General features: G+C 51.6%; 19 protein-coding genes and 3 pseudogenes. 12 read left to right on the top strand and 10 right to left on the bottom strand.

Features of this window, described 5'->3' with window-relative positions; genetic code table 11:
- Positions 1 to 81: 81 nt before the first annotated feature.
- The 4 genes and pseudogenes from ACKJSM_RS28325 to ACKJSM_RS28310 form a co-directional block, all read right to left on the bottom strand.
- Positions 82 to 1,821: pseudogene (locus tag ACKJSM_RS28325) on the bottom strand (hypothetical protein); the annotation flags it as partial.
- Positions 1,822 to 1,959: 138 nt separating this feature from the next.
- Positions 1,960 to 2,892 (bottom strand): tetratricopeptide repeat protein, encoded by a 933-nt coding sequence (locus ACKJSM_RS28320; protein ID WP_410239495.1) that lies wholly within the window; start codon positions 2,890 to 2,892, stop codon positions 1,960 to 1,962.
- 123 nt (positions 2,893 to 3,015) lie between these two features.
- A pseudogene (locus ACKJSM_RS28315) lies at positions 3,016 to 3,498 on the bottom strand (transposase); the annotation flags it as partial.
- 46 nt (positions 3,499 to 3,544) lie between these two features.
- A complete protein-coding gene (locus ACKJSM_RS28310) occupies positions 3,545 to 4,423 on the bottom strand; it encodes a helix-turn-helix transcriptional regulator (protein ID WP_410239494.1) in 879 nt (292 codons plus the stop codon).
- A gap of 424 nt (positions 4,424 to 4,847) precedes the next feature.
- Here ACKJSM_RS28310 and ACKJSM_RS28305 point away from each other — a divergent pair, with 424 nt between their 5' ends.
- The 4 genes from ACKJSM_RS28305 (at position 4,848) to ACKJSM_RS28290 (ending at position 8,633) form a co-directional block, all read left to right on the top strand.
- A complete protein-coding gene (locus ACKJSM_RS28305) occupies positions 4,848 to 4,994 on the top strand; it encodes a hypothetical protein (RefSeq protein ID WP_410239493.1) in 147 nt (48 codons plus the stop codon).
- A gap of 69 nt (positions 4,995 to 5,063) precedes the next feature.
- Positions 5,064 to 5,384: a 4-fold beta flower protein gene (locus tag ACKJSM_RS28300; RefSeq protein WP_410239492.1), complete on the top strand. Its 321-nt coding sequence runs from the start codon at positions 5,064 to 5,066 to the stop codon at positions 5,382 to 5,384.
- Between the two features lie 147 nt (positions 5,385 to 5,531).
- Positions 5,532 to 6,140 carry a DUF6338 family protein gene (locus tag ACKJSM_RS28295; protein WP_410239491.1) on the top strand — a complete coding sequence of 203 codons (609 nt, stop codon included), beginning with the start codon at positions 5,532 to 5,534 and terminating at the stop codon, positions 6,138 to 6,140.
- Positions 6,141 to 7,274: 1,134 nt separating this feature from the next.
- A complete protein-coding gene (locus tag ACKJSM_RS28290) occupies positions 7,275 to 8,633 on the top strand; it encodes a hypothetical protein (RefSeq protein WP_410239490.1) in 1,359 nt (452 codons plus the stop codon).
- Between the two features lie 560 nt (positions 8,634 to 9,193).
- On the opposite strand, the gene ACKJSM_RS28285 is transcribed toward ACKJSM_RS28290, so the two are convergent.
- Positions 9,194 to 9,703, bottom strand: a complete 510-nt coding sequence (locus ACKJSM_RS28285) for a ProQ/FinO family protein (RefSeq protein WP_410239496.1) — start codon at positions 9,701 to 9,703, stop codon at positions 9,194 to 9,196.
- A gap of 304 nt (positions 9,704 to 10,007) precedes the next feature.
- On the opposite strand from ACKJSM_RS28285, the gene ACKJSM_RS28280 reads away from it, so the two are divergent.
- On the top strand, positions 10,008 to 10,658 hold the full coding sequence (locus ACKJSM_RS28280; RefSeq protein ID WP_410239489.1) for a hypothetical protein: 651 nt from the start codon (positions 10,008 to 10,010) through the stop codon (positions 10,656 to 10,658).
- Positions 10,659 to 11,067: 409 nt separating this feature from the next.
- On the opposite strand, the gene ACKJSM_RS28275 is transcribed toward ACKJSM_RS28280, so the two are convergent.
- A complete protein-coding gene (locus tag ACKJSM_RS28275; RefSeq protein WP_410239488.1) occupies positions 11,068 to 11,565 on the bottom strand; it encodes a hypothetical protein in 498 nt (165 codons plus the stop codon).
- A 684-nt stretch (positions 11,566 to 12,249) separates the two neighbouring features.
- On the opposite strand from ACKJSM_RS28275, the gene ACKJSM_RS28270 reads away from it, so the two are divergent.
- Positions 12,250 to 13,245: a hypothetical protein gene (locus ACKJSM_RS28270; RefSeq protein WP_410239487.1), complete on the top strand. Its 996-nt coding sequence runs from the start codon at positions 12,250 to 12,252 to the stop codon at positions 13,243 to 13,245.
- Positions 13,246 to 14,583: 1,338 nt separating this feature from the next.
- Here the strand turns inward: ACKJSM_RS28270 and ACKJSM_RS28265 are convergent.
- Positions 14,584 to 15,384: a hypothetical protein gene (locus ACKJSM_RS28265; protein WP_410239486.1), complete on the bottom strand. Its 801-nt coding sequence runs from the start codon at positions 15,382 to 15,384 to the stop codon at positions 14,584 to 14,586.
- Between the two features lie 269 nt (positions 15,385 to 15,653).
- Positions 15,654 to 16,349: a hypothetical protein gene (locus ACKJSM_RS28260; protein WP_410239485.1), complete on the bottom strand. Its 696-nt coding sequence runs from the start codon at positions 16,347 to 16,349 to the stop codon at positions 15,654 to 15,656.
- 349 nt (positions 16,350 to 16,698) lie between these two features.
- Here ACKJSM_RS28260 and ACKJSM_RS28255 point away from each other — a divergent pair.
- Positions 16,699 to 17,117, top strand: a pseudogene (locus tag ACKJSM_RS28255) (hypothetical protein).
- A 223-nt stretch (positions 17,118 to 17,340) separates the two neighbouring features.
- Positions 17,341 to 17,535, top strand: coding sequence for a hypothetical protein (locus ACKJSM_RS28250; RefSeq protein WP_236180799.1), 195 nt, complete (start codon positions 17,341 to 17,343; stop codon positions 17,533 to 17,535).
- A gap of 174 nt (positions 17,536 to 17,709) precedes the next feature.
- Here ACKJSM_RS28250 and ACKJSM_RS28245 read toward each other — a convergent pair whose 3' ends face one another.
- Both ACKJSM_RS28245 and ACKJSM_RS28240 read right to left on the bottom strand, forming a co-directional pair.
- Positions 17,710 to 19,029, bottom strand: a complete 1,320-nt coding sequence (locus ACKJSM_RS28245; protein WP_236180667.1) for an ABC1 kinase family protein — start codon at positions 19,027 to 19,029, stop codon at positions 17,710 to 17,712.
- Complete coding sequence (locus tag ACKJSM_RS28240) at positions 19,026 to 19,490, bottom strand: DUF3429 domain-containing protein (RefSeq protein WP_410239484.1); 465 nt, start codon at positions 19,488 to 19,490, stop codon at positions 19,026 to 19,028. Before ACKJSM_RS28240 ends, ACKJSM_RS28245 begins: the two co-directional genes overlap by 4 nt.
- Positions 19,491 to 19,764: 274 nt before the next feature.
- On the opposite strand from ACKJSM_RS28240, the gene ACKJSM_RS28235 reads away from it, so the two are divergent.
- The 4 genes from ACKJSM_RS28235 to ACKJSM_RS28220 form a co-directional block, all read left to right on the top strand.
- The gene (locus ACKJSM_RS28235; protein WP_410239483.1) at positions 19,765 to 20,229 is read left to right on the top strand and encodes a thiol-disulfide oxidoreductase DCC family protein; all 465 of its coding nucleotides are present in this window, start codon (positions 19,765 to 19,767) and stop codon (positions 20,227 to 20,229) included.
- Between the two features lie 53 nt (positions 20,230 to 20,282).
- A complete protein-coding gene (locus ACKJSM_RS28230; protein ID WP_410239482.1) occupies positions 20,283 to 20,993 on the top strand; it encodes an SDR family NAD(P)-dependent oxidoreductase in 711 nt (236 codons plus the stop codon).
- A gap of 14 nt (positions 20,994 to 21,007) precedes the next feature.
- Positions 21,008 to 21,313 (top strand): DUF6482 family protein, encoded by a 306-nt coding sequence (locus ACKJSM_RS28225; RefSeq protein WP_236180659.1) that lies wholly within the window; start codon positions 21,008 to 21,010, stop codon positions 21,311 to 21,313.
- A 25-nt stretch (positions 21,314 to 21,338) separates the two neighbouring features.
- Positions 21,339 to 21,539: hypothetical protein (locus tag ACKJSM_RS28220; RefSeq protein WP_410239497.1), on the top strand; the 201-nt coding region annotated here is incomplete at its 3' end.

Below are 21,539 nucleotides of genomic sequence, written 5' to 3'. Positions count from 1 at the left end.
GTTGTTTGGTCATCTGACACCTCGATCTGGCGAGCATTCTCGCCTAAATGGGTGTCCGGTTTCATTAGACCACTACAATTGGCTATCGAGCGCATGCCCGTCAAGCAACTCAGCTAACCACTCCCGATTAACTTTGGAACCTCCTGCCAGCAGCGCTAGGCGCACATCAGCTACATCTTGGGCCGTCCCTAGGTCAATAACGGCGCGGATTGCTGCCAAGCGAGTATGTTTGTGCTGAGCATCGAGGGCAAATTGCTTAGTCTCTGCAAGTGCACCCACCACCTCGCCCTGCCATACCATTCTTAAAAGGAACCAGGCGATGTCATCGTTGGAGCGGTAAAGCGTCAGTAGTTCTTTGATGTCGTCAGTGAGATCGTGGTGCGCGAATCGCTGTACGGCTGAATAGTCAGTCATCGTCCAGCTGTGAGCCGGCTGCGCCAAGTGCTCACACGCTTTACGCAGCACCCTCCGACGCGTAGTCAGTGGAAGCCGTCCAGGATCCCCCCCCTCAAAAAAAACATCCGGAGCTACCTCTTCTAGCCGAGTACAAATGCGATCATCCAACAGCGCCAACCAAGGTAGAACTGGACGCATCGAGGGATTGATAACCTCCAACCCATATTGTGTACGGAAGAAAAGGTTCTCGATTTTGACCCGGGAACCTGCGCCACGTATCAGCTCGTGGAGCCATTCCGCTGTTAGGTATTCTCGGACAGTGCGATGGTGAAAACGAACCGTTCCATAGATGCCCGGCTCGAAAATTGGTCGATTCATCAAAGCTGCTGATTCTGTGTCATTCCAATCCGTCAGCACGTCGCGAATGGGGATCCCACTTTTGTTGGTCTCACCATCAGGAGGGACGCGGATCGCAGACGTTTGCCCTAATGTTGTTGCTGCTGCAATTAAGCGCACGCCTTCTCTGAGCCGATCTGGAGCAATAGGCTTAGATTCGGCGCGATCTTGATCACGCTCTTCAAGGCGGCGATTAATGCTGCTTTTCATGAGCTCCAAGCGCGAGCCTATTCGATGGTGCTCGAGCCAAAAGTCGACGAGTTCCAGGAAGTCCAGAGGACGCGTGGTTAACGACCATGCTTCCTTGCGCTCAACTGCGGCCCGAAACGCTTTGATGTCTTGGACGCCAGTGGCATTTAAGAAGCGATCAATCTGCTCGTCATGGATGTCGTCCAACGTCACCAAGAGGAAAGGCGTATCTGGCTCGGTTTTGTATGGAACCGTTTGCACAACGCCCTCAAAACCATCAGTAGTTTTGGAAGATACTTGCCGAGCTACGGGCCCAAAAGCAAAAGCCTTTTCACAGGTCGCAAGATCCGTCTTTGCGCGCCATGCAGTGCTTCGCCCAGTGATGATTATGTGCACCCGGCTCAAAGCGTTTTGGGTCAAACGGCCAAGTTTTCGGATCGCGCGCTCGAAATCTTTCGGATCATTTAACCGAGCCTCGTCGACTGAATCCATCAGGAGCCAGCCCTCTGCATCTGAAGCGAGCCAGCTCTCGAACTCATCAAACGTCCCCACCTCGAAGGCGTCCTCCAAGTCTGAAGTAACGTTCTCAATACGAAGAAAAAACGAGGTTTTGCCTTGGCTCCGGAGCTCGTAAGCGACGTTTCGAATCTCAGCAGTTTTACCTGATCCCGCCTCGGACAGCAGTATCACTCGATGATGAGTTAGCAAGTCTGGCCAGCGGAGCTCCCCCTGCCGGGTATGCCTACCGCTTAGGTCTACATCGTCAGACACATCAGCATCGAGAGGGATTTTGGAGAAGGTGCGATCAAGGTCAATGAAGGCGTCCGAGTGCTGGGTCATAGCAAGTCTCAAAACAGGTCAGGAGCAGCGCCGACGTGGGCTGTCGAGGCTCTACCATCGTAACTGAAATAAAACCTGAGTCGTCTGCAGTAGTTCAACTCAGATACTCGGTAAGCGTCAGCATGCTTCTGTCTTGTCTTATCCTCGCCATATGGCCTGGCAAGTGGTATGAAATTCACCATCTCCATAAACGTCGGTGACGATTTCCGGTACTACGGATGCACTCTGATTGAAAAAAGTCGCAGCTTCGCTTGATCGACCTTGAGCACACAGAATTTTTGTAGCGTTAATTGCTATCAATCGGCGAGTCTTGCTCTCACTTGGGTTGAGCTTCCAAGCATGGCTTATGCTGGCTAACGCAGTAGTAAACTGGTTTGTGCGAAACTCTGAGTACGCTTTGAAATTCCACGCCAAAGGATCGTTAGGATTATGGTCAACCGCAGTGTTGAAATTTCGCAATGCGCTCTCGTAGTCACCTTTGCGTACGTGCGACCGCCCCTCGGCCATTCCAGGCGCAAACTCCTGATGTCCTGAGGCGCTTACAGTTCGAGAGGTGACGACCAATGGTGGTACAGAGCTTTTTACTTCAGCAGCATTTTGTTGCGTCGTAGCGACTCCGTCGACTTTTTGAGCACTGGAGCGTTGTAATGCGAGTTCACGCCTAATCGTACGAACCTGGGCTATCAGAGCATCTGCGTCCACTGGGAGAGCAAGCCTTGCCAAAGCAGTCAATCTAAACTCAGCGTCAGGCTCATCTGCCATGATCATGTCTATGTGATCTTGCAAGAATTTGACTCGGGTAGCATCTCTAGAGCGCTCGATCTCGCTCTGCTTTAGTTTGAGATCATCTGCCCTCTGCATTTGCTCCACCTCCTGCCGGTGGGCTTCAAGCTTCAGACGAGCTGACTCATTGAGGTAGCTAGACGTTGCAGGGATGATTACTACAACCACGCTAACAAAAGCGCCTACCCATAAAACTGTTCGATTGTGACTGCTTTCCGACCTAAATCTTGTAGCTTCGAGACGAAGCCTGTCACGTTCGATTCCTTGGTTGGAAGTATCCTGATCCAAACGTGTTTCCCCAGATGGACAATAGGTGAAGGTAATAGCACTAGGCTACCCACACCGATATCGCATTGCCACTCAAGTAGATGCACTTCCTTGATCAGTTCGGCGCATGGTCGGAAAGCGGATGGCCGTGGCTGATCCGTTGGGCGCCAGATCGCGCTGGGCCGACATCCAGTGATGCAGTGCTTTGGTGATCGGCACGGCCATTTCCTGACGTACTGGCCAACAGTCTTCCACTCATGCGCCACGCTTGGCGCTCGACCCCGTACAAGCCGTTGATCGAGTGCGGCGCTTGTTCGACCAACTGACTTTTGTTCGCCACGTTTAGATCGAAAGATCTGCGACGGGCGTGGGCCATGTAGCCGATTTAAGTGATGCCCTGATCAAACCGGCTTTGTAGCCTGCTAAGTCATCACAGACCAGCTTGCCGTTCTAGTCGCCTAGGAAGTTGCGCACATGCTCGCCGGCACGGCTTGTACTGAAGATGTACACCATGGCTTTGAGCGCCGAAAACGGCGTAGTGTTGTAGGCCCACGGGGTTTTACTCTCGCTTGGTACATGCATTTGCACCGGTGTTTCATCGGCATGAATCAAGCATTGGTTCTGCACGTTTTGAGGATGGCATCGAGTTACAGAACAGTGCGTTGGATACCGGTTAATTAGGACTTTTGTACCCAGGCGCGAACATGGAACTCTCGACCCCATAGAGGGCTAGGGGATCTTGGAGCCATAAACGATAAGCCTTGTCGCCAATACTGTGATCTGGAGAGCAATCTACATGGTATTGCTGCAGGACGTAACCGGCCATAGCGGCGCGTACACGGAGCTTGAGCACTCCTTCATGCATCTCATAATCGCGCTTAACAATCTCTGTAGAGTCTTTATCTGGATGTGGAACAAGAGGAAGCTCAAGCATCCGATTCCACTGGTCATCCTGCTTCGGCATCTCTTCCTCTCTAGGTCTGTCTCCTGACTGGATCTCAGCCTGCCCGATTCGAGTGAGGACAAAATCTCCGAACTTACGACGCCTCCGATCAAATGCTCGGACATGCCACCGCAGACCATCACAACCGATAGCGAAAGGGACGATTTCTCTCTCTGACTGACCTGAGCTAGAGGTGTATGTAATCTTCACCACACGCTTTAGGTGAATTGCCCTTGTGATCGGCGCAAGGACTTCTACCTTAGGCTTGCTGAGAAGCGATACTGATTCGTGTGGTATCAGCGGCTTCTCATCGGAATCCATTCCATAACCAAAACCCTGTGAAAGCGCTGTGAGTACGCGTTCAGGTGAATGGACAGTCAGTGGAGAAAACGTTTCTCGAATCACATAGTGCTTAGTCACCGAGTCCAGTTCAGTATTTTCAGGTGCAATCTCCTTGTACTGTCCGAAATCTCGAGTTGCCGCCGCTCCCCCCACTCCAAATCTTTCCATCAGATCCGTCCGCGAGACAACCCCTGTGAAATACAGGCGGAAGTCTATGTACGCCAGTCGTTCCCGCTGCGCTTGGCTGTACTCGCTCAAATCAATCATGTGCTCTCCGTCTAACCGTCTAATTTCTTGCTGTCTTGCTGTCTTGCTGTCTTGCTGCCTGCTTGGTGCTTGGCCGCACTTCCCAACCCGAAACATCAACGCTAGGCGTGCATTCATCGCCAGCATAACACAGGATCATTTGACGTAATCAAAATGATGATGTTATAATTTGATAATGGACACTATAGATCACCCTCTATAGCATCTCAGGTGATGCAGAAGGATGACTAAGAAAAGCAGGAAACGTCAGAAACAAAAAGGCCGATCAAGTTCGTACCTTGATCGGCCTTCGGGAAAAGACGTCTGAACAGGCTCCAGATGTCTCTCGCGCTTTGTTGAGAAGCATTGCGATGTTAGCCCCTGTGGGCTTCTTTCGCAAGGTAGCGAGTTCTGTGTTCGAGCCTACCTCAGAAGGAGACATCTTATGTCCCAGATTGAGATGTTCGACAAGCCCGATGGCGAAGGTGAGGTCATCTACCGCATGACCATCACCACCAAAACCGGGAAGGTGATTCGACGTGCGAACGGTCAGCCGTTTCGTATCGTCATTCGCCCTAAAGCAGCCAAGTGATTTGACTGCTTAACAGAGCTCAGGGCACACAAGTGCCCTGCCCTCTCTCGCTTCCAATGAAGAAATTCCATGAGTCTAGATTTCTATGATCGTGATCGGATTTCGATAGCGTATACCGATGACGATGAACATTTGTACTCGTACTGCGGTCGTCCCGTAGCCTACATCCATGAAGGCTGCATTTACTCCTGCGCTGGTCACCATCCAGGTTGCATATCTGATGGAGTGATCCGCGACAATCATGGCCACATTGTGCTTTACACAGCTGACTCTAGAGGAGTTTGTGTGAAGTCGTATCGTCTACCAGCCCCACAGAAAGGTATCAAGCAGATGCGACACCTCAAGTGTCGACGACGCGCTAAGCATGAAATCCCTTATCGCCTCTCTTGATGGTCGCGAATACCTAGCACGAAGTTTTCACTTGAAGTAGCAATTATAAACCTCCACTCAACTGATTTTTTTCAGTGAGTTTGAGAAGAGCTTAGCGCTTGATAGCTGATGAGACACCCACCCGTTTTTGGCATTAGAGGCTAGGAAATGGAAGATCTCGCTACAAAAATAATCCCCTTGGTACAGACGCTTGTTCCTGGCTTTCTGACCACCATGATCTTCTATTGGTTGGCAGATGTTAAAAAGCCCGGGCAGTTTGAGCGCACAGTTCAAGCACTGATCAGTACGGGGCTGATCACGATGCTGGTATCAGGCATCAAGCCCGTGCTGCTCTACATCGGCGAGCACCATTTTCAGCTGGGGCAGTGGACGGTTCAAGTAGAAGGCGTTTGGGGAATAGGCTTGGCGACATCTCTAGGCCTATTGCTAGCCTTCGCTTCGAACCACGACTATCTGTACAGATTTGGCAGATGGTTGACTTTGACGTCTCGCTCTTCGTATCCCGAGTGGATTTATGCCTTCCGTAAACGTGAAGGCAAAAGCGTGGTACTTACGCTGCTTGATGGACGGCGATTATTCGGGTACCCGGCAGTATGGCCAACCGAGCCTAAAGATGGCCACTTCCTTATCACACAGCCGAGCTGGATGAACGAGAAAAATGAGTGGGTGGACACGCCTGGCATCGAGAGTTATTTGATTGCAAACAGTGACGTGTATCTAGTCGAATTTTTGGAGCAGGAGACCGAACGTGAATAGCGGAAATGAGCCAAGACAACACGTACTCGAGCAAAGAGCTGGTAATGAGGGAATGAATGTGAGCCCGCCAGCACCGGCTAACATTCGTCCCAAAGCACCACCACCTGCGCCCCCGAAAGCCCCAAAAAGATAGAGGTCAGAAATGTTCGAAGAAAGAGGGATATCACCTCAACCACGTAGGCCGAGCAGCGAAAAAGTAAACTCACCGTGGCCATCTGCCCAACGACCAGCCACGCCTCCTAAAGCCCCCCCTCCACCAATCAAACGGTGATACACATGACAAATCAAACAGGCGGTAAGGTTCACGTGAACGATGGAATTAGCAAGCAGACCACTAGCCAGAGGCCTGCTGCTCCGCCCCCACCGCCGCCTCCAAAAAGGTGAAATGCGTCCGCACAGCTTTGCAGCGAGAATTATTGATGCCCTTCGGGTGTGCTGCCTAAATATTTACGATACCGGCATACCCGAAGTTGATGCTTGAAAATCAATAGCTTAATCTCGATCATGCCATCATTAGCTCAACAAGGAGTGATAGATGTCCGTATTCATGGTGACATGGAGCTTGAACAAGGAGCACGGCTCCTACGCCTATAACCAAGCACGAACCGCGCTAATTCAACATCTGGATCGTTATCAGAACGTCACAGATCACGGGCTGGAGTCTGTACGATGGGTTAGCTCGAACTATACAGCGGAACAAGTGTGCGTAGACCTGAGGAGTAGGCTCGATCCGAATGATCGGCTTTTTGTCACGCAGGTTTTTGCCGGCGCTCATCAAGGATGGCTGGACAAAGCAGTATGGGATTGGATCAATGCTAGGCTTTAGCCATGCGCGAACGCTCATTTAACAGCGCTCCCGGGCATACTGTCTAAGAGGCTGTAGATTCTGCAGCGGCGTTCCCTTCGCTAGTACGCTAGTGATCAGAGCAAGTGACTGAATCGTTTGTTCGAAACTCCGACACAATCTGACAAACTCTATGGTGCGCGAATGCCTGAAATGGCGGCGCCTACGATTTCACCGCCTATGTTGGATGCAGGATTTTATTACCTATCTGACGTCTTCTTGTTTCAAATTTCCAGCATAAAACCTAATTGTCTTGAACAGCGTAGCAGGACACCGCAAGGAAGTTGATCATGCGCAGTGATGCCAACGAAGCACTCCCCCCAGCCAAGGCAGAGATTCAAAATCCAGTACCCTCCCCAAAAAAGCCCAGCTTCTTTGCTTCTGAGTGGGGCTCGTTTCTACTCGCGTTAGCTAGCGTATTCAGTGCTGCTTTCATCTCCGTCTGCAGCGGCCCGATCCTTACGGAGCTTGGCCGCCTCACAGATCTAAATTTTCAGGAAAGTTTTAAGCACACCCTCGGTGCTCTTGTGCTCTCAGTTATCGCTCTATGGCTGGTTTATCGACGGGAGCGCGCGTTAAGTGCGGTCACGGAAGAGAAGGAACGCCAGAATGAAGTGATGCAGGTGAACTTGCGTAAGCAGAATGAGGAAATGGAAAGTAGATTGACCTACCTTCCCCCTCGACAATTCATCCAGGAGTATGTAGACACCCAGGCCTCCATCGGGCAGCTACGCAGAGCATCCAAAACTGACCCCACCATCAACCGCGAAAAAGTGGCTGAACATATGCGCTCCATGTTGGACAGCATTCTCGCGCTGACAAGGCTGTGGGACGGGGTATCAGGCACCAATAAGCATGTTGCTTACCAGGCTAACATTATGAGTGTTTTTCCTAAGGATGAGGTGGAGCTGGACAGCCTTGTGCTCCCGCAGCAGATGCCTGAACCAGAGGAGGTGTATCAGGAGGAAGCAGAGAATCAGGCTAGTGAGGGGGCTACACAATTTGCAGGCATCGCTGGTGAGTCGAGTGCGGGGGCTCAGACCCAAATCAATTCAGCATCATCCGAAACGGCGCGGGTTCGACGTTTCACCCGTGAGGTTTGGGTTATGCATGACCATTTTTTTCTGCACAACCAGAATTACGAGGTGGCACTGCAGCGCTGCTCAGGCATCCTATTTCTAGAAGATGAACTCACAACTACTTCATCAGGCGGTGATCGAGCAGATACCGGACTTGACCAAGTATGCCTACCCTACACCCTGGATATGGACTTCGATGCTGAGTTCCACCATCCCAATCTCCCTGGAGCGCCGCGCGTTGCATCGTCAGGACAGCCCGAGTACATCTCCAATACATCAAACGTGGTGAACAGTTGGGTTACCGCCCAACGTGAAGAAGTCCGCGAAATAAATGGACGGTATGAGCAAAAAATCGCTAGGTATTATCGTGACCTGAAGCATGCAAAATCGATCCTAAGCTTACCGGTCTTTCATGATGATGAGCTAATCGGCGTCTTGAACGTGAGCCGCAACGCTGAGAACATGCTGCTAAACGCAGATAGAGCTGATCAATTCGCCCAATTCATGGTTCCGGTTTGCTACCATCTAGGCAAGATGTTAGCGTTACTGAAAACTACTCGTGATTCCTGACGTACCGATGGGAGGTTTGTCATGACCAGTGAGGTTCGCGTTACTCTGGTTCGCAAAGCTTGTGCTGCGAAACCTAAAACACGCCCTAAGACTGCCGAGGAGATCAGCAGAGAGCTGTCTGCTCGTGCCCGCAGAATTTTGGCTGGCGAGATTCTAGAATCGAATGCTAAGCATTTGAATAGCTACTGAGCCTCCCCACACAACGGAGCCGCCATTAGGCGGCTTTTTTGTGTCCCACAATTTGATTTTCTGCTGCCTGAGAGACATTGCTATCACCAGTTCTGAACGTTCGGGTACGCAAGGGGTATTTGAACGTCGCAGTGCACAGTGTCGCCATCGTCTATCATTCCCTTCGGACTCCACTCAATCATCGCTAGCACCGCTTGGGGCCCCGACGAAGTGGTGCTGCGTAGGCTCGGTTCACGACAGCCGCCCGCTAAAGCGGCCCTCCAAGGCATTGACCAAGTCCTCCTCCCTCCGCCACATGCTGAGAGAGGCCATGCTGATGATCGCCAAGCGTCTCGTCGAGATTCTTGCTCCCCATCGCACCAAGACAAGATTTAGTTCGTATCACGCTCCACTGTGGCAACGGCTGCGGGAGCCTGGGCCCCCTCTTTCAGCTTCGCACGATGTCGTCGGTCTTGACCGCGCTGCCGCGAGACTTGCTGCTTCGCATGCATAGCTTGAGTCGCGGTTACAATACCGGCTGGTTGACCACTCAAGTCCAAGCGCGGTGCATTCTCCACCATGCTTGCCCAGTACCGAGTTCCCCGGCACCAAGTCGAGATACCCAGCTTCAGCTGCTCAGAGGTTAACCCGAGTAGCCCTAGGTGCTGCTCAGCATCCTTAAGAATGCCTTCTTTAAGCGGAACCTTTGGGGCCGGGTTGACAGGGAATGCCAGTGGAAAATGCTTCTGTAACGGCCAGATCGCTTCCACCGCTGGATCCTGAATACGAGGCTTAACCTGCGAGGAGGACTTGCGCTTAGGCTGTTTCGCGCTATCTGACTTTTGCGGCTCTTTTTCAGCCCGCAGGCGGTCACGGAGCTCAGCTAGTTGTTCAAAACCCATCGTTATATTCACTGCTCGAAGGTTGATTGCGGGTACAAGGATATTCCATGCAGCGCGGTTCAACATACCACTCTCAAAAAAGTACCGAATCAGTATCGTCTTGAAGGCGACACTGCTTGCTAATCTATCTGAAGTCACGTGCCCAAGGATCGGTTATCTAAAAGCCTTATAAATCAGCAATATAAATCTGAAGCCTCGCTCAGCCAGGTCGATAGCCTAGTGAGGGATTTCCTAGGCGACCCTCCAGTGTCGACTCGCTCGATTGCAGTACGCCTGGCTGTTTTCTACTGAGAGCTATTAGCTGATGACTGATACACCTACGAATAATCCGACCTCCGACAAGCACGAGGGCCTTGCCAGAAAACAACTCATCTCCCAGATCGCACTCAACTGTGTTTCGATCATGGCGGTGCTGATTGGGGGTGTTTGGATTGCCTTCAATGCCCTGTACGTGAAACAGGAAAAGCAGATTTCCGCCTACACCCTTCGGGAATTCGAACAGAAAACAAACCTCGCGCCACATGTGAGATCGAAGGTGACCGCGACGGTTGGTGAACCACAGGGTAATGCTGGTTCGATTGTACAGGTGAGAGTAGAGCTTTCAAATCAGGGCACTGATGCGCAGCGGGTAATTTTGGATAACGGGGCTCTGTCGGTGAGCAGCATCGTCTTTATGGGCAGCATGCCTCAATTCATCGGAGAAGTACCCATGGGCAGTACTCGCTTTGAAGGCGTCCTGAGGCGAGTGGGCGGCTTCATTGATATCGGAGCGGGAGAGACCTACGACATCAGCTACATCTTCCGCCTGAAATCGCCTGGCACATACTTGGTGAGATTTCTCGCCAAAATGCAGAGCCCCTACTTGGACATGTACAAGGAAAAGGTAGGAACGCCAGCGTTGCAGGATTACTCGGTGGGCGACGACCAATACATCACCGTGCCACAGTCTCACTAAAGAAAACTTGACGCACTCGCTGCAGGGTATGTTTGCTGGTTGATGCGATACGACAACGCTTTTTAAGGACAGACGACTAGGGCGGGAGATACGGCGCGAGAGAGATTTCATCCACGCCGCCAATCGACTCGAGACTCTCTCCGGACGAGCTCAGCGATCAGATCATCGCTGCCCGAGAATAGTGCTAGAGCTTGGTGCGCCAATCTTGAGTCAAATCCGCATTCGAGGAAGTAGTGCTTCAAGGCGGTTAGAGAGCTTGGTCAGCACGCGACACACAGCTCGATACCATCGAGAACATTTATGTCGTCGAGCACTCTGGGGCTTCCTGGCAAGAGAGAAGCGCGTGCCCACAGCGCGTTTCGTCTGGCCATCTCTCGATAACTGAACTCTTCGCCACTACTCATCGCAATCAATCTCCAACCGACTTAGAGGCTGCAGTCAGGCGCTGGTAAAGCTCAGCAAGAAGTCTGGCATCGAGCAAGGCATGGTGTGGAAGCTCGGGAAGGGCTGTGTCACCGATGTCGTCGGCTTCAAAATGCCTGAACAAATGGATCAGATTGATAGGCCTGCTCTCCACATTGCTCGGCCACTTGTGATCGACATATGCAAGCTGACAAAAAAACTCCCAGTCCCATTCTGGAGCGTCCGAGCATACCTCCAGTTGGCCTTCAATACTGCAGAGGAAAACCCTCAGCGCAGCTTGGGCATCAACGAGTGACATTCCGTAGCGAGGCAGATTCAACTGCGGCAAGATATGACGGATTACAAAGTCACTGCAGTCTTCGACCTGATAGGTATCGGTCAGCTCTACATAGAACTCGTCACTGGCCTCCGAGACCATTGCCAAGGAAATAAGCTTTGTATCTTGGTTGAGCTGAGTGAACTCACAGTCCAAAAATAGCTTCATCGCCCCCCCCATGTGAGGTCTCATTCTAGAGCTCTAAGTAAAGGTTAAATGGAGAATCGCATTGCGCTTCGGCCGTAAGGGGGAGCTCTGTACGGGCTCTCACGGTCTTCCCGCACCCCTGCCCTTCAACACATCCAGCCTTCGCTTTACCCCCCACTTTTTGGCCCAAAACGACGGCCTGCTCGTAAGCTAGGATAGCTTCGCTCACGATTGCAAAACTGGTGAGTTAACGCCTCCGGATGATGCCATGGAGAGGTGGAAGTCCAACAATTGCAGCCAGCGCCTTCGAAACGACCACATAGACATAGTTGTTCTGGCTCGCTTGCGATGTATTCACACTCCCATCTCATTACATTCAAAGTCGGGTTCAAAAAATTCTTCCCAAGCCGCACTAGCAGTTAGCGACATTTTCCTCTCCAAATCACCGAAATTAACGCCAAACTTATGAATTAATCGTTCTTAGCAAAAACATCTACTGTCCCATCTTGCGTCACAGCCTTTTATTGCATAGCCTAAAAAAAGGTCTCCGACCTGGGCCAGCACACCCGAGATTCTGTCAGCTCAAGTGCAGCATTACCCGCCCCTATCTCCCTGAAAGTCCTGGGCGAGCACAGGTGTAATTGACAGACGAGTGCAATCGCGGAGGAAGACCTCCACCTAGGCCAACTTTCATTGGAGAAATCTATGCACCCTGCTGTCCGTACAACGGCTGAATTGGAGCAGCTATTTCGCTCCGTTCACGCAGACGTCACGCTCCACTTTGCGCTCAAATACGATCATTTGCGGCAAGGCCTGTGTGCTGGCCTTGGCTTTAAAAGCCATGCAGCTTTGGTGGCGGCGCTGAAGACCAGCGAGCTTGTGGACGTCAGTGGTTTTAACCACCTGGCACTGATTGAACGTCTGCAGGCAATCGGTAATTCCCACGAAACGGCTGAAGCTGTAAGTTCGATCATCGACGGGCGCCGCCTGAGCATTACGATCAAAAAGCAACCTCAAAACCCTCGCCACAGCAACACCTCATACTACCTCGAGGTCATCCCCCAAGATGTCTCTGCAGGCGTCGTCACCTCGCCCTTCTTCTTCATCATGCCGCTTTTCGGGAATCCCGATGAGGAGCCGCCCTACCAAGTTGACTCGGCAGCTTTCTACCGCCATAGCAGTGAGTTTTCGGCTACCCGCCCGCGTGGCCGTGGCCTCCTCACTGTCGAGGGTACTGATGGCAAATGGTTTGGCGGCCTTTTCATTTACGATCCCAACCAACAGCTGGAAGATACCAACTGCAAGCGGACAGTTTCCGCCGCACTAGCCCGCAAAATCTTGCCTGCGATTTCCCCTCGCTTTAATTGTCAGCTCTACAAACCTGACGGCTACCAGAAGGAAGCTTGGAAGCTGCGGGTGAGCCTTGGGAATTATGCTCGGGAGAAACTGGGCAGCAGTTCGCCTGTGCTGGAAATCCCGAGCCAGAAAGCTCGTCGCTTTTCGCCGGATGAGGGGTATCGCTTTTCTGCGGACAAGATGCAGTTCAAGGATGGCTTGCTTGAAGCACACATCTACTCCAACGGGATCTCCGAGGATGAGAACCCCACATCCATCGACGCAGTGCGGGCGGAGGTAGTCCGGTCTATCCATCTGGCACTTGCTGCTCTCGGCGTCAACATCCCACCTTACTGGAATGCATAGATAGCCCTCGAGAATGAAAGCCTTGATGAAGAGAGAAAGAAAATGAACATTCCCTAAGAGTGAAAGGGAGAGAGCTGAGGGAGGCGCCCCCCCCCTCAGCCGGTCTACCGGATCGTCACAGCTCAGCACGATCACATGCCTCACTGGTAACGGTTCAGCCTAGACAATTGCACCGTAACATAGATCCAGCGCGAAGAGGGAGTAGACCTGCCCGCTGCTAACGGAACCAGCGCCTGAGCGAATCTCATAAGGAAGAAATCATGAGCACGATCGACTTGTGGCTGACCCTTGCAATTGAACTGATCCGGTTAGTTCATACTGTGGTTCTTTTAGCCTTTCAATAGGCGAATCTTAAGGCGCGGGGGCGATGTACCGCCCGCGCCGCAAGGTCTCATTCGGCACTTAGCTCAGGAGTTCAAAATTGCTCCACAGCTATTCACGCGGCTACCGTCAGTCACTGTGTTGAAGTAGGCAGCCTGAAACTCTAGCTCAATGCCCCTAACTGGTTAGGCTAATTCTCAGCCATCGCGGAACAAAACAGAACGGGTAGTCCAACGCTTCGTTCCAGCTTACGTAGAGCTCGTTTTTAAGGTTTCAGCCTCCGACATGTGTAACCCTGCTTGAGCGCACGCCGCAGTACGTCCTTAGGTCTGAATTCATGGAGTGGAGTAGAGCCGTTTGAAAGGCCACCTTGTATTACCTGATCGAGCTGAATGACCAATTGCGAACAAAAATGCTTCTCGACATCAGTTTGTAGAAACTTCGGCAAGCCTAATTTCTCTAAAACAATATTAAATCTTTCGGGACGAGCACAGATATAAATAACTAGAAACAATAGAATCATCAGAAAATTATAAACAGCCAAAACAAGCCAAGGTGTATCAACGACTCGAATTAAAGTGGCATGTACCATTATCAAGCAAAGCAGCCAAACCCAGAAGCCAGTCCTGACGACTCCGGAGGTGAGGCTTCGAGGTAAGTTATACCCTGGTCGCCGGATGCCCAATGCCGACGTGCGCAGCAGACCAACCTGAGATGCGGTTAATGCAGTGGGCCTTTCCAGTAGGTAAACCTTATGATTATCATCTAAAAATTTAGAAACCAATTTTGGACATGTTCCCGTGGGAACAGACTCAATTACTCTGCAACATGAAATTGCCATTGCAACGTGGCTTACGCTGCTCACGGTTCCAATCCTTATACCCCAACTCGTCCACGTATTGGCAGACGATACTAGCAAATCTCCGGCCTTCATGACGTCGCTTCCATTTTTAAGAATCGTGGAAATTGATTAACACTACTTACGCGATGCATCTGTTGGAGTCGCGAGCGCGAATGCTAAAAATTTTCAGGTAGCGACGCCTCTTCGCCCCATCGATATATTTCCTCACCCAAAATCCTCTTCAAGAAGTTTAAAGTTATATGATACTTGACTGCCGCCGGGCTCATGAAGTCATTTTTTACGGCGTACATTTCGGCCTGCTCTCGAATAAATTTGAATGCCAAAATATCGTTCGGAAATTCCGGCGCATCGTATAGCGAATACGGCGTAGGGACGTCGCCTACGAGGTACAGGTCGTACCATCCGCGCAGCTTGATGAATGGATTGAGCAGCAGAACATCATCTTCCCTTTTCAACCAAGCCCTTTCTTGCTCCCAAGAAGCAATCGAACCAGGATTGCTGTGTTCATATGGCATCCATGCGGAAGGCAGAACTGTGATGCCAATCCACTTTTCGCTCTGCTCCGCTTTATAAGCCTCAATCAAAGCCTTACCAAAGTAGACTTGATGCCGTCCTGTGGTATCAAGATCCACCTCAAACTCCCCGAAAGAAATTGCCCCCCGTGCAGGAATTCCTTTTGCCAAAAGGGCTGAGAGCAACATTGAGCCTATCGCATAAATGTCTAGAAAAGCCCAGTTCGCATATCCTTTAGGCTCTTGGTAGAAAATAAACGTGTCGGAAAAATAGATAGTTTTGAAGAGTCCATTCATTTTTTCCCAATAACCAAAAGCCTTTAGAGACTCATCGATTACGCCATAAACCTCCTGAACAGTTTTAGTCTCGACCAACTGGCTAAACCCCAAAACATCCAAAAATAGCAGACAACGTCCATCAGGAGATACAATTTGATTAGTCATAATAAAAATTCTTCGCCTCGTATTTAACTCGCACCAAAAACCTCAGGCAACTATTGTTTGAAACACCCAGCTAGAGCATTAGTTACATCTAAACCACTCAAGCCATCTAATCTCTCCAACTTCACCTTCAGACCCGCCCTGACGTAGGTCATTGTCCCATGGCTGTAGACGTGAAAATCAACCGCCATGGTAAAGTTGAATGTTGATCACTTTGATCATTTATCTAAGGCTGCGTTAGGCTAGACGGGTGACCTGTCGAAGCATGGTGGTCATTTTTCACCTAAATAGCCGCATACCATCGCATACACTGCAGGCTCCTGAATGTAAATAACAGCCACACTCAAAAGGATCATCCCAAGAATTGCGGAGACCAGCCCTCTCAAGATGCCAAAGTCATTAACCCCTCTCTGGAGTTTTACTGAGCAAACGGTAAATGCAAGATAAAACACGCCAATTAAAAAATTCGACGTCTTGGAAACAGAGCTTGCGGATATCGCTGCAGTGACATTCACTCCAAACTCCCCAAGCTCACAACTATGCGCTAAAGCGGTCATTCTCGAGCCTAGCGCTGGCATCTCAACGATCTTCATGAAGACTAGGCAAATCGAGATATAAAAAAATGAGTTAATCGTGGAAAACAGCGACCCCTTTCCGAAAATTAAACGTGCACCTAACCAAAAGCAAGCTCCATAGAGGATCAGAAACATGCAATTCAGGACAACCATGACGGATAAAAAGTCCTTGCTTATTTCTATCCCAACCCCCTTCAGCGAGGGAAAACTTAGTAGTGACAATGCTATTGCCATTACTAGCCCGATCAAACTGGCTTGCGCACACCAGTAATTGCGAAGCTTCATATCTTTAAAGAATTCGGCCGGAGTGATGATAGATCGCTGTAGATCTTTAGCCCCAGCCACGAGCGTAGGAAAAACACTCTTGATCATTGAAAATATACCGTCAGACACGCATAACTCCTTGTTAAATTAATGAATATACTTCATCGGCGGCACTCACCGATTCCTTAGCTAAACTTCAAATTTTTTTTCATCGATCTATTTTTGAGAAAAACACTCTCAGCCCGCAGTATTTGTCATAACGTATGGAAATACACAAAGCGCTTAAAGTACGGTTATGACTTACATCCACTAGAACAGTGCGATCCTTCAGCCGCACCCAAACGTCATTGATGAGGCGCCATACCACGAACTGGGGTGCCCTCCGCTTAACCGAATCGGCGCTCATAAATTCAGGAAAGCCCTCATCGCCTAGCCGCTCTTCTACCTTGACCTCAAACGTGTCACGCATCAGCACTGCATAACAGACAGGCCGCCATCAACTTTCCACATCCTGGAAGCACCAAGGGTGGATCGCATTTCCTTTCATATTTTGATCGAGAATCCGGCGTGGCTAAGGTGTCATTGGCTGGCATTCTTTAGCCTGACACCACAGCCTATTTTGGCGAACTTGGCGTCATTGACGTGACCGATGAATTTGCGGAGCGCGGCTGTTCTGTGGAGGGCCGATCTCTGTTGATGGCCCATCACCACCGAGCCGCTGCGGACATGATCGTTAGATGGGCATTGAGTGAGTCCAGCCACTGCAGCATCGAGGTAAATGATTGGTTTTCCTCTAGAGCTGAAAGACAGCGACTGCTTGAGATTCTAGAAACAGGAAAGTCAAAGCCTTCCGAGGTTGGTAGATTGCAAAAGGTGGAAGCTTGGCTCCGTACGTAAACCTGAAGCTCGGGTAGATAAGTATTACCCATCGCTTGCTCCACAGACCAAGCACGGCGGGCGAGCAAAGACGGGGAGTGCAGCCTTCTGGCCCCCTGTCAGTCCTAGTCGTGCTCTGCCAAAACATCGGGCAAACCCGCGCCGTATGGACAGCGGTGAGATGAACTAGGATCTGTGCACCATCACAAGGAAGAGCGCCATGCCAGATCATTAGAACTACAAGATCGCCACGGCGGACGCCCTGACATCGCTGCTGCATAACCAGCACGCACTAGGTGCAGCAATAGGAGAAATAACCAAGTGGCTTTCAGAAAATGGCGTGGGAAGCGTCGCCGCTCATGCGATGTCGGCCATGGAAGCGCTGGACGCAAATGCTCAAGCCATCGCCGATTCCATTTTGAGGATTCGGCAGACTTAGGTGCTGCGCCCCCCGAACCCTGCGCACCTATGAATTGTGGGCATGTCTTGGCATCCAATTCATTTAGACAATTTGACCCATTTTTTGAGGTTCGGATGGCTTGGAAAGCTAGCCGCGACTTAGGTCGCGAACAAACGATCTAGCCGAGACGAGCATTTACCGTTCACAAAGCGCTCAAATCACGTAAGCCTCGAACAACCTTCGCACATTCACCCGCGCCTTCAGCTTCGCGGCCAACAGGTACAAACCTCCGACCTTGCGATGCAGAAACAGTACATCCACAGGTGGTGTGTGCCAGAAGTCGCGGTCGGCACCTAGTTCCCAACCAGTATCACGTAGGCGTACGGCCAGGTCAGACGTCGCAAAGTCATAGGCACCTTGCTGCCTCAGTGGCTCACAGGCCTGAGTAATGAGATCAGTGAGTACCGCTCTGTGTTTGGGGAGCGTTTCAGGCTGAAAGTAGCCGACGTCCAGCGCGGCATTGGTGATGGCGCCACGGTCTTCATGCAGGCCTGCAATCAACAAGCGGCGATAAGCCTCGGTAATGTTGCGGTCATAAACTCGCGTGGCGCCGAAGTCCAACAATACCATCCGGCTGGAGTCTTGCTGATAACGGTAGTTGGCAAAGTTAGGGTCGGTCTGCACGCATTGGAACTCGAACACCTCGCGCAGAAACAGGCCGAATAGCAACATGATGATCCGGTCGCGCTCTGCCTGGGGCGCGTGCTCTAGTGAATCCACCGCTACTCCGTCAACGAAGGACATCACCAAAATATTAGGTGTGCTGAACTGGGCATACGCACGAGGAACCAGAAAGTCAGGACTGTCCGCCAACAGTCGATCAAAGCGCTGTAAGTGCTCGGTTTCTTTCATATAGTCCGCTTCATCCTGCAACTGACGCTTGGCCTCTTGGAGCAATGGGGCGACATCCATGCCCTTAGGCAGCATCCCGGACATGCGCAACAAGGTAGCAACATTATCCACATCGCTCGAAATACTCTCGCGCACGCCAGGGTATTGCACCTTGATCGCCAGTCGTTGGCCGTCCTTTCCTTTTGCAACATGAACCTGGCCGATGGACGCTGCAGCCAATGGCGTGAAGGAAAACCGTTCGAAGCGCCCTTCCCAGCCCTTGCCCCAGTTCTCGTTGAGAACTGCCACCAACTGGCTCATGGGCATAGAGTGAGCGTCGCAACGCAGACGAGAAAGGATTTCGCTGAACTCGCGCGGCAACAAATCACCGGCATCCATCGATAACAACTGGCCAACCTTCATGGCGGCGCCACGCAGTTGCGACAGTTGCTCGACCACCCGATGCACATTACCCGAGGTCAACAGCAGATCGCTGAGCGCCGGACGTTTGCCCTGAATCCACTGCCGAGCACCTTCGGCTAGCATGCCGCCAGCGACGCCCGAGGCCAAACTGCCAAAACGCATCAACCGCGATAAGCGGCTGCCAGGCACGGGCAACGAGCCGGGCACACGAGGTTTCATGAATTAAGCGCTTCAACGATCGCGACAAGCAGCAAGCAGACGCTCGCCACGAGGGTAAGCCGTAATCGCAGCGGCAGGTACCAAGCGGGCAAGCTCATGATCGGGAACAGCTGCCTATCCTGCCGGAGGTGTGCAACAAAGCCGATGACCAATAGCAAGCAACCAATTGGCATTGGCAGTAACGTGGCAATCCAAGCGATAAGCGCCGGAATGACACTCCAGATGAACCGGTTGCGACGCTGCTCGGCGCGCATGTCTAGCACGGTCATGGCGAAGGCCCAATGTAAGGCGCCGACAAAGCTCAGGATGACGGCGCCATAGTTAACAAGCGCAATTTCAAACAATGGCCGATAGTCGAGAGAGAACGGGATCAGCAGCGCCAGAAAAATAAACGGCAACAGACCACCATAACCCAGCAGGCTGACATGCTTTGGCAGAGAGGTTGAAGTCAACGCGTTCATTTGTATTCCTTGCAGTGAGCGACACTCATGACTGTAGGCCCAAAGCCCCGCTTGGGCGAAATTGCCGGCGATCCGAAGCTGAGGTCAGCGTAATGATCCGCTTTGTAGAATTAGATCATTGCCCCATTTCTTTTCGGGCAGCAGGCGACTGCATATCCGCTGAATTTGCACGCTGCCTGGCGCGGGTGGTTCATTTCACAGTAAGGAATGACCGTGATTGTCAGGTCGTTTTTTTGGGCCTATCTTATACAAAACCTATACAAGACAACCACAAATGTACAACAAAGAGTTTTGGCCACTGACGCTGTACTTTGACGGGAACTGTCCGTTGTGCGCGCGTGAAATAACGATCCTACGCCGACACGCGGCAGAGACCCGACTGGTGTTTGTTGACATAGAAAGTCCTGAATTCGACGCCAAAGCACTTGGTTTCACGTTCGAGCAAATGCAAGCGACGCTTCATGCCTGTTTTGCCAATGGCCGCTGGGTTAAGGGCCTGGACGCCACTCTATGGAGCTGGCGTGCAGCCGGCCTGGGATTTTGGGCCACGCCGCTAACTTGGCGTGCACTCAGACCGCTGCTTACACTCGGTTATCGCCAGTTTTGCCGTCTCCGTCCCCATTTGGAGTGGTTACCTCACCCGGATGGCCGCCGTCGATGTGTCGATAGCCGTTGCGCGGTGCCGGAAGCAAAACACACACGCGACGAGCTGCTCACTGTCAAAACAGAGCAGCCCTAGAACGTTTCGCTTTGGTAGCACCGATAGACCATGTCTGTCTGCGGAGAGGCTAAATGAATAGTTCCTTCAGGATGAACTCCCTTGGCGAGGGCTACCGTGCATTGGTGATAGGTGCCAGTGGAGCGCTCGGCGCGGCGTTTTGTGAGTTGCTCAACGAAGATCCAGGATGCTCGGTTGTTCGTGAGCTGGGGCGCAACAGTGCTCCAGGATTGGATCTGGAAAAGCCCGACAGTATCGCCAGGGCGGCCGCCGAACTAGCTGAAGAAGCCCCATACCAATTGATTTTACATGCTGCCGGCCTGCTTCATCGCGAAGACATCAAGCCTGAAAAAAGTTACATCTCTATTGAAGCAGATGCGCTTCAGGCGATATTCCAAGTCAACACACTCGGGCCTGCACTGATTTTACGTCACTTCTTACCATTGCTTGACGCTTGCGGCGCAATGGCAGTGCTCTCCGCCAAGGTCGGCAGTATTGGCGACAATCGTCTGGGCGGTTGGTATGCCTATCGCGCCTCCAAGGCAGCGTTGAACATGTTGATTAAAACGGCTGCGATTGAACTGGCACGAACACGCCCTCAGACACGCTTGCTGAGTCTTCATCCAGGTACATTCATTTCGGGTCTGTCCCAGCCCTTTAAAGGCGCTTCTGCCGCCAGGCCTGCAAGCCTCGCCGCCCGCGAGCTGTTGTCACTGATTGACCGCTTGGCGCCCGCCGACAGCGGCAATTTCTTTGCTTATAACGGAGAACGCCTACCGTGGTAGGCAGGGAGTGAACCTTGAATCTGCAAGCGTTGACCGAACGGGCCGCGAATGGCGAGGTACGAGAGCTGGAGCTGCTGTCTCTGGAAGGCGGCCTTTATCTGGCGCGAGTCGGGCTGGATCACGGCCAGTTCACGCTGCTGGACGACGAAGCGAAGCCTATGCGCCTTCGCTCTATCAATCACCTGCGTGACTTGTTGCAGTTTGTCCCGCCATTTCCCTGCGTGCTTGTGCAGCAGTGCGTCCATGATGAGATGTGCGGTTCACGTGACGAGCCCATTGGGTCGTTACGCATTCCTTTCTCGCTGACTGCGCCTTGGTGAGTAATCTTCCATTGGACTCCGTCGAATGAATAAGACTCACCAACTATGCCTGGTCTTGGGCGAACAGTTGTCTATTGACCTGGCCTCATTGAAGGGGCCGGACAGCGAGCGTACGGTTTTGCCTAGGCTGAAAGCCTGCGCCAGTTTCCTATATATAAAGCGAATGTCTGATTACTGCCGTCACTGCGCGTACAAAGTCAGTGAAAGCAAGACCGACGACGCCTGC

Source organism: Pseudomonas sp. PHC1 (assembly GCF_046487845.1).
Lineage (GTDB): Bacteria > Pseudomonadota > Gammaproteobacteria > Pseudomonadales > Pseudomonadaceae > Aquipseudomonas > Aquipseudomonas sputi.
Note: the sequence above shows the minus strand (reverse complement) of the source record. Positions and strands in the feature narration are given on the sequence as shown.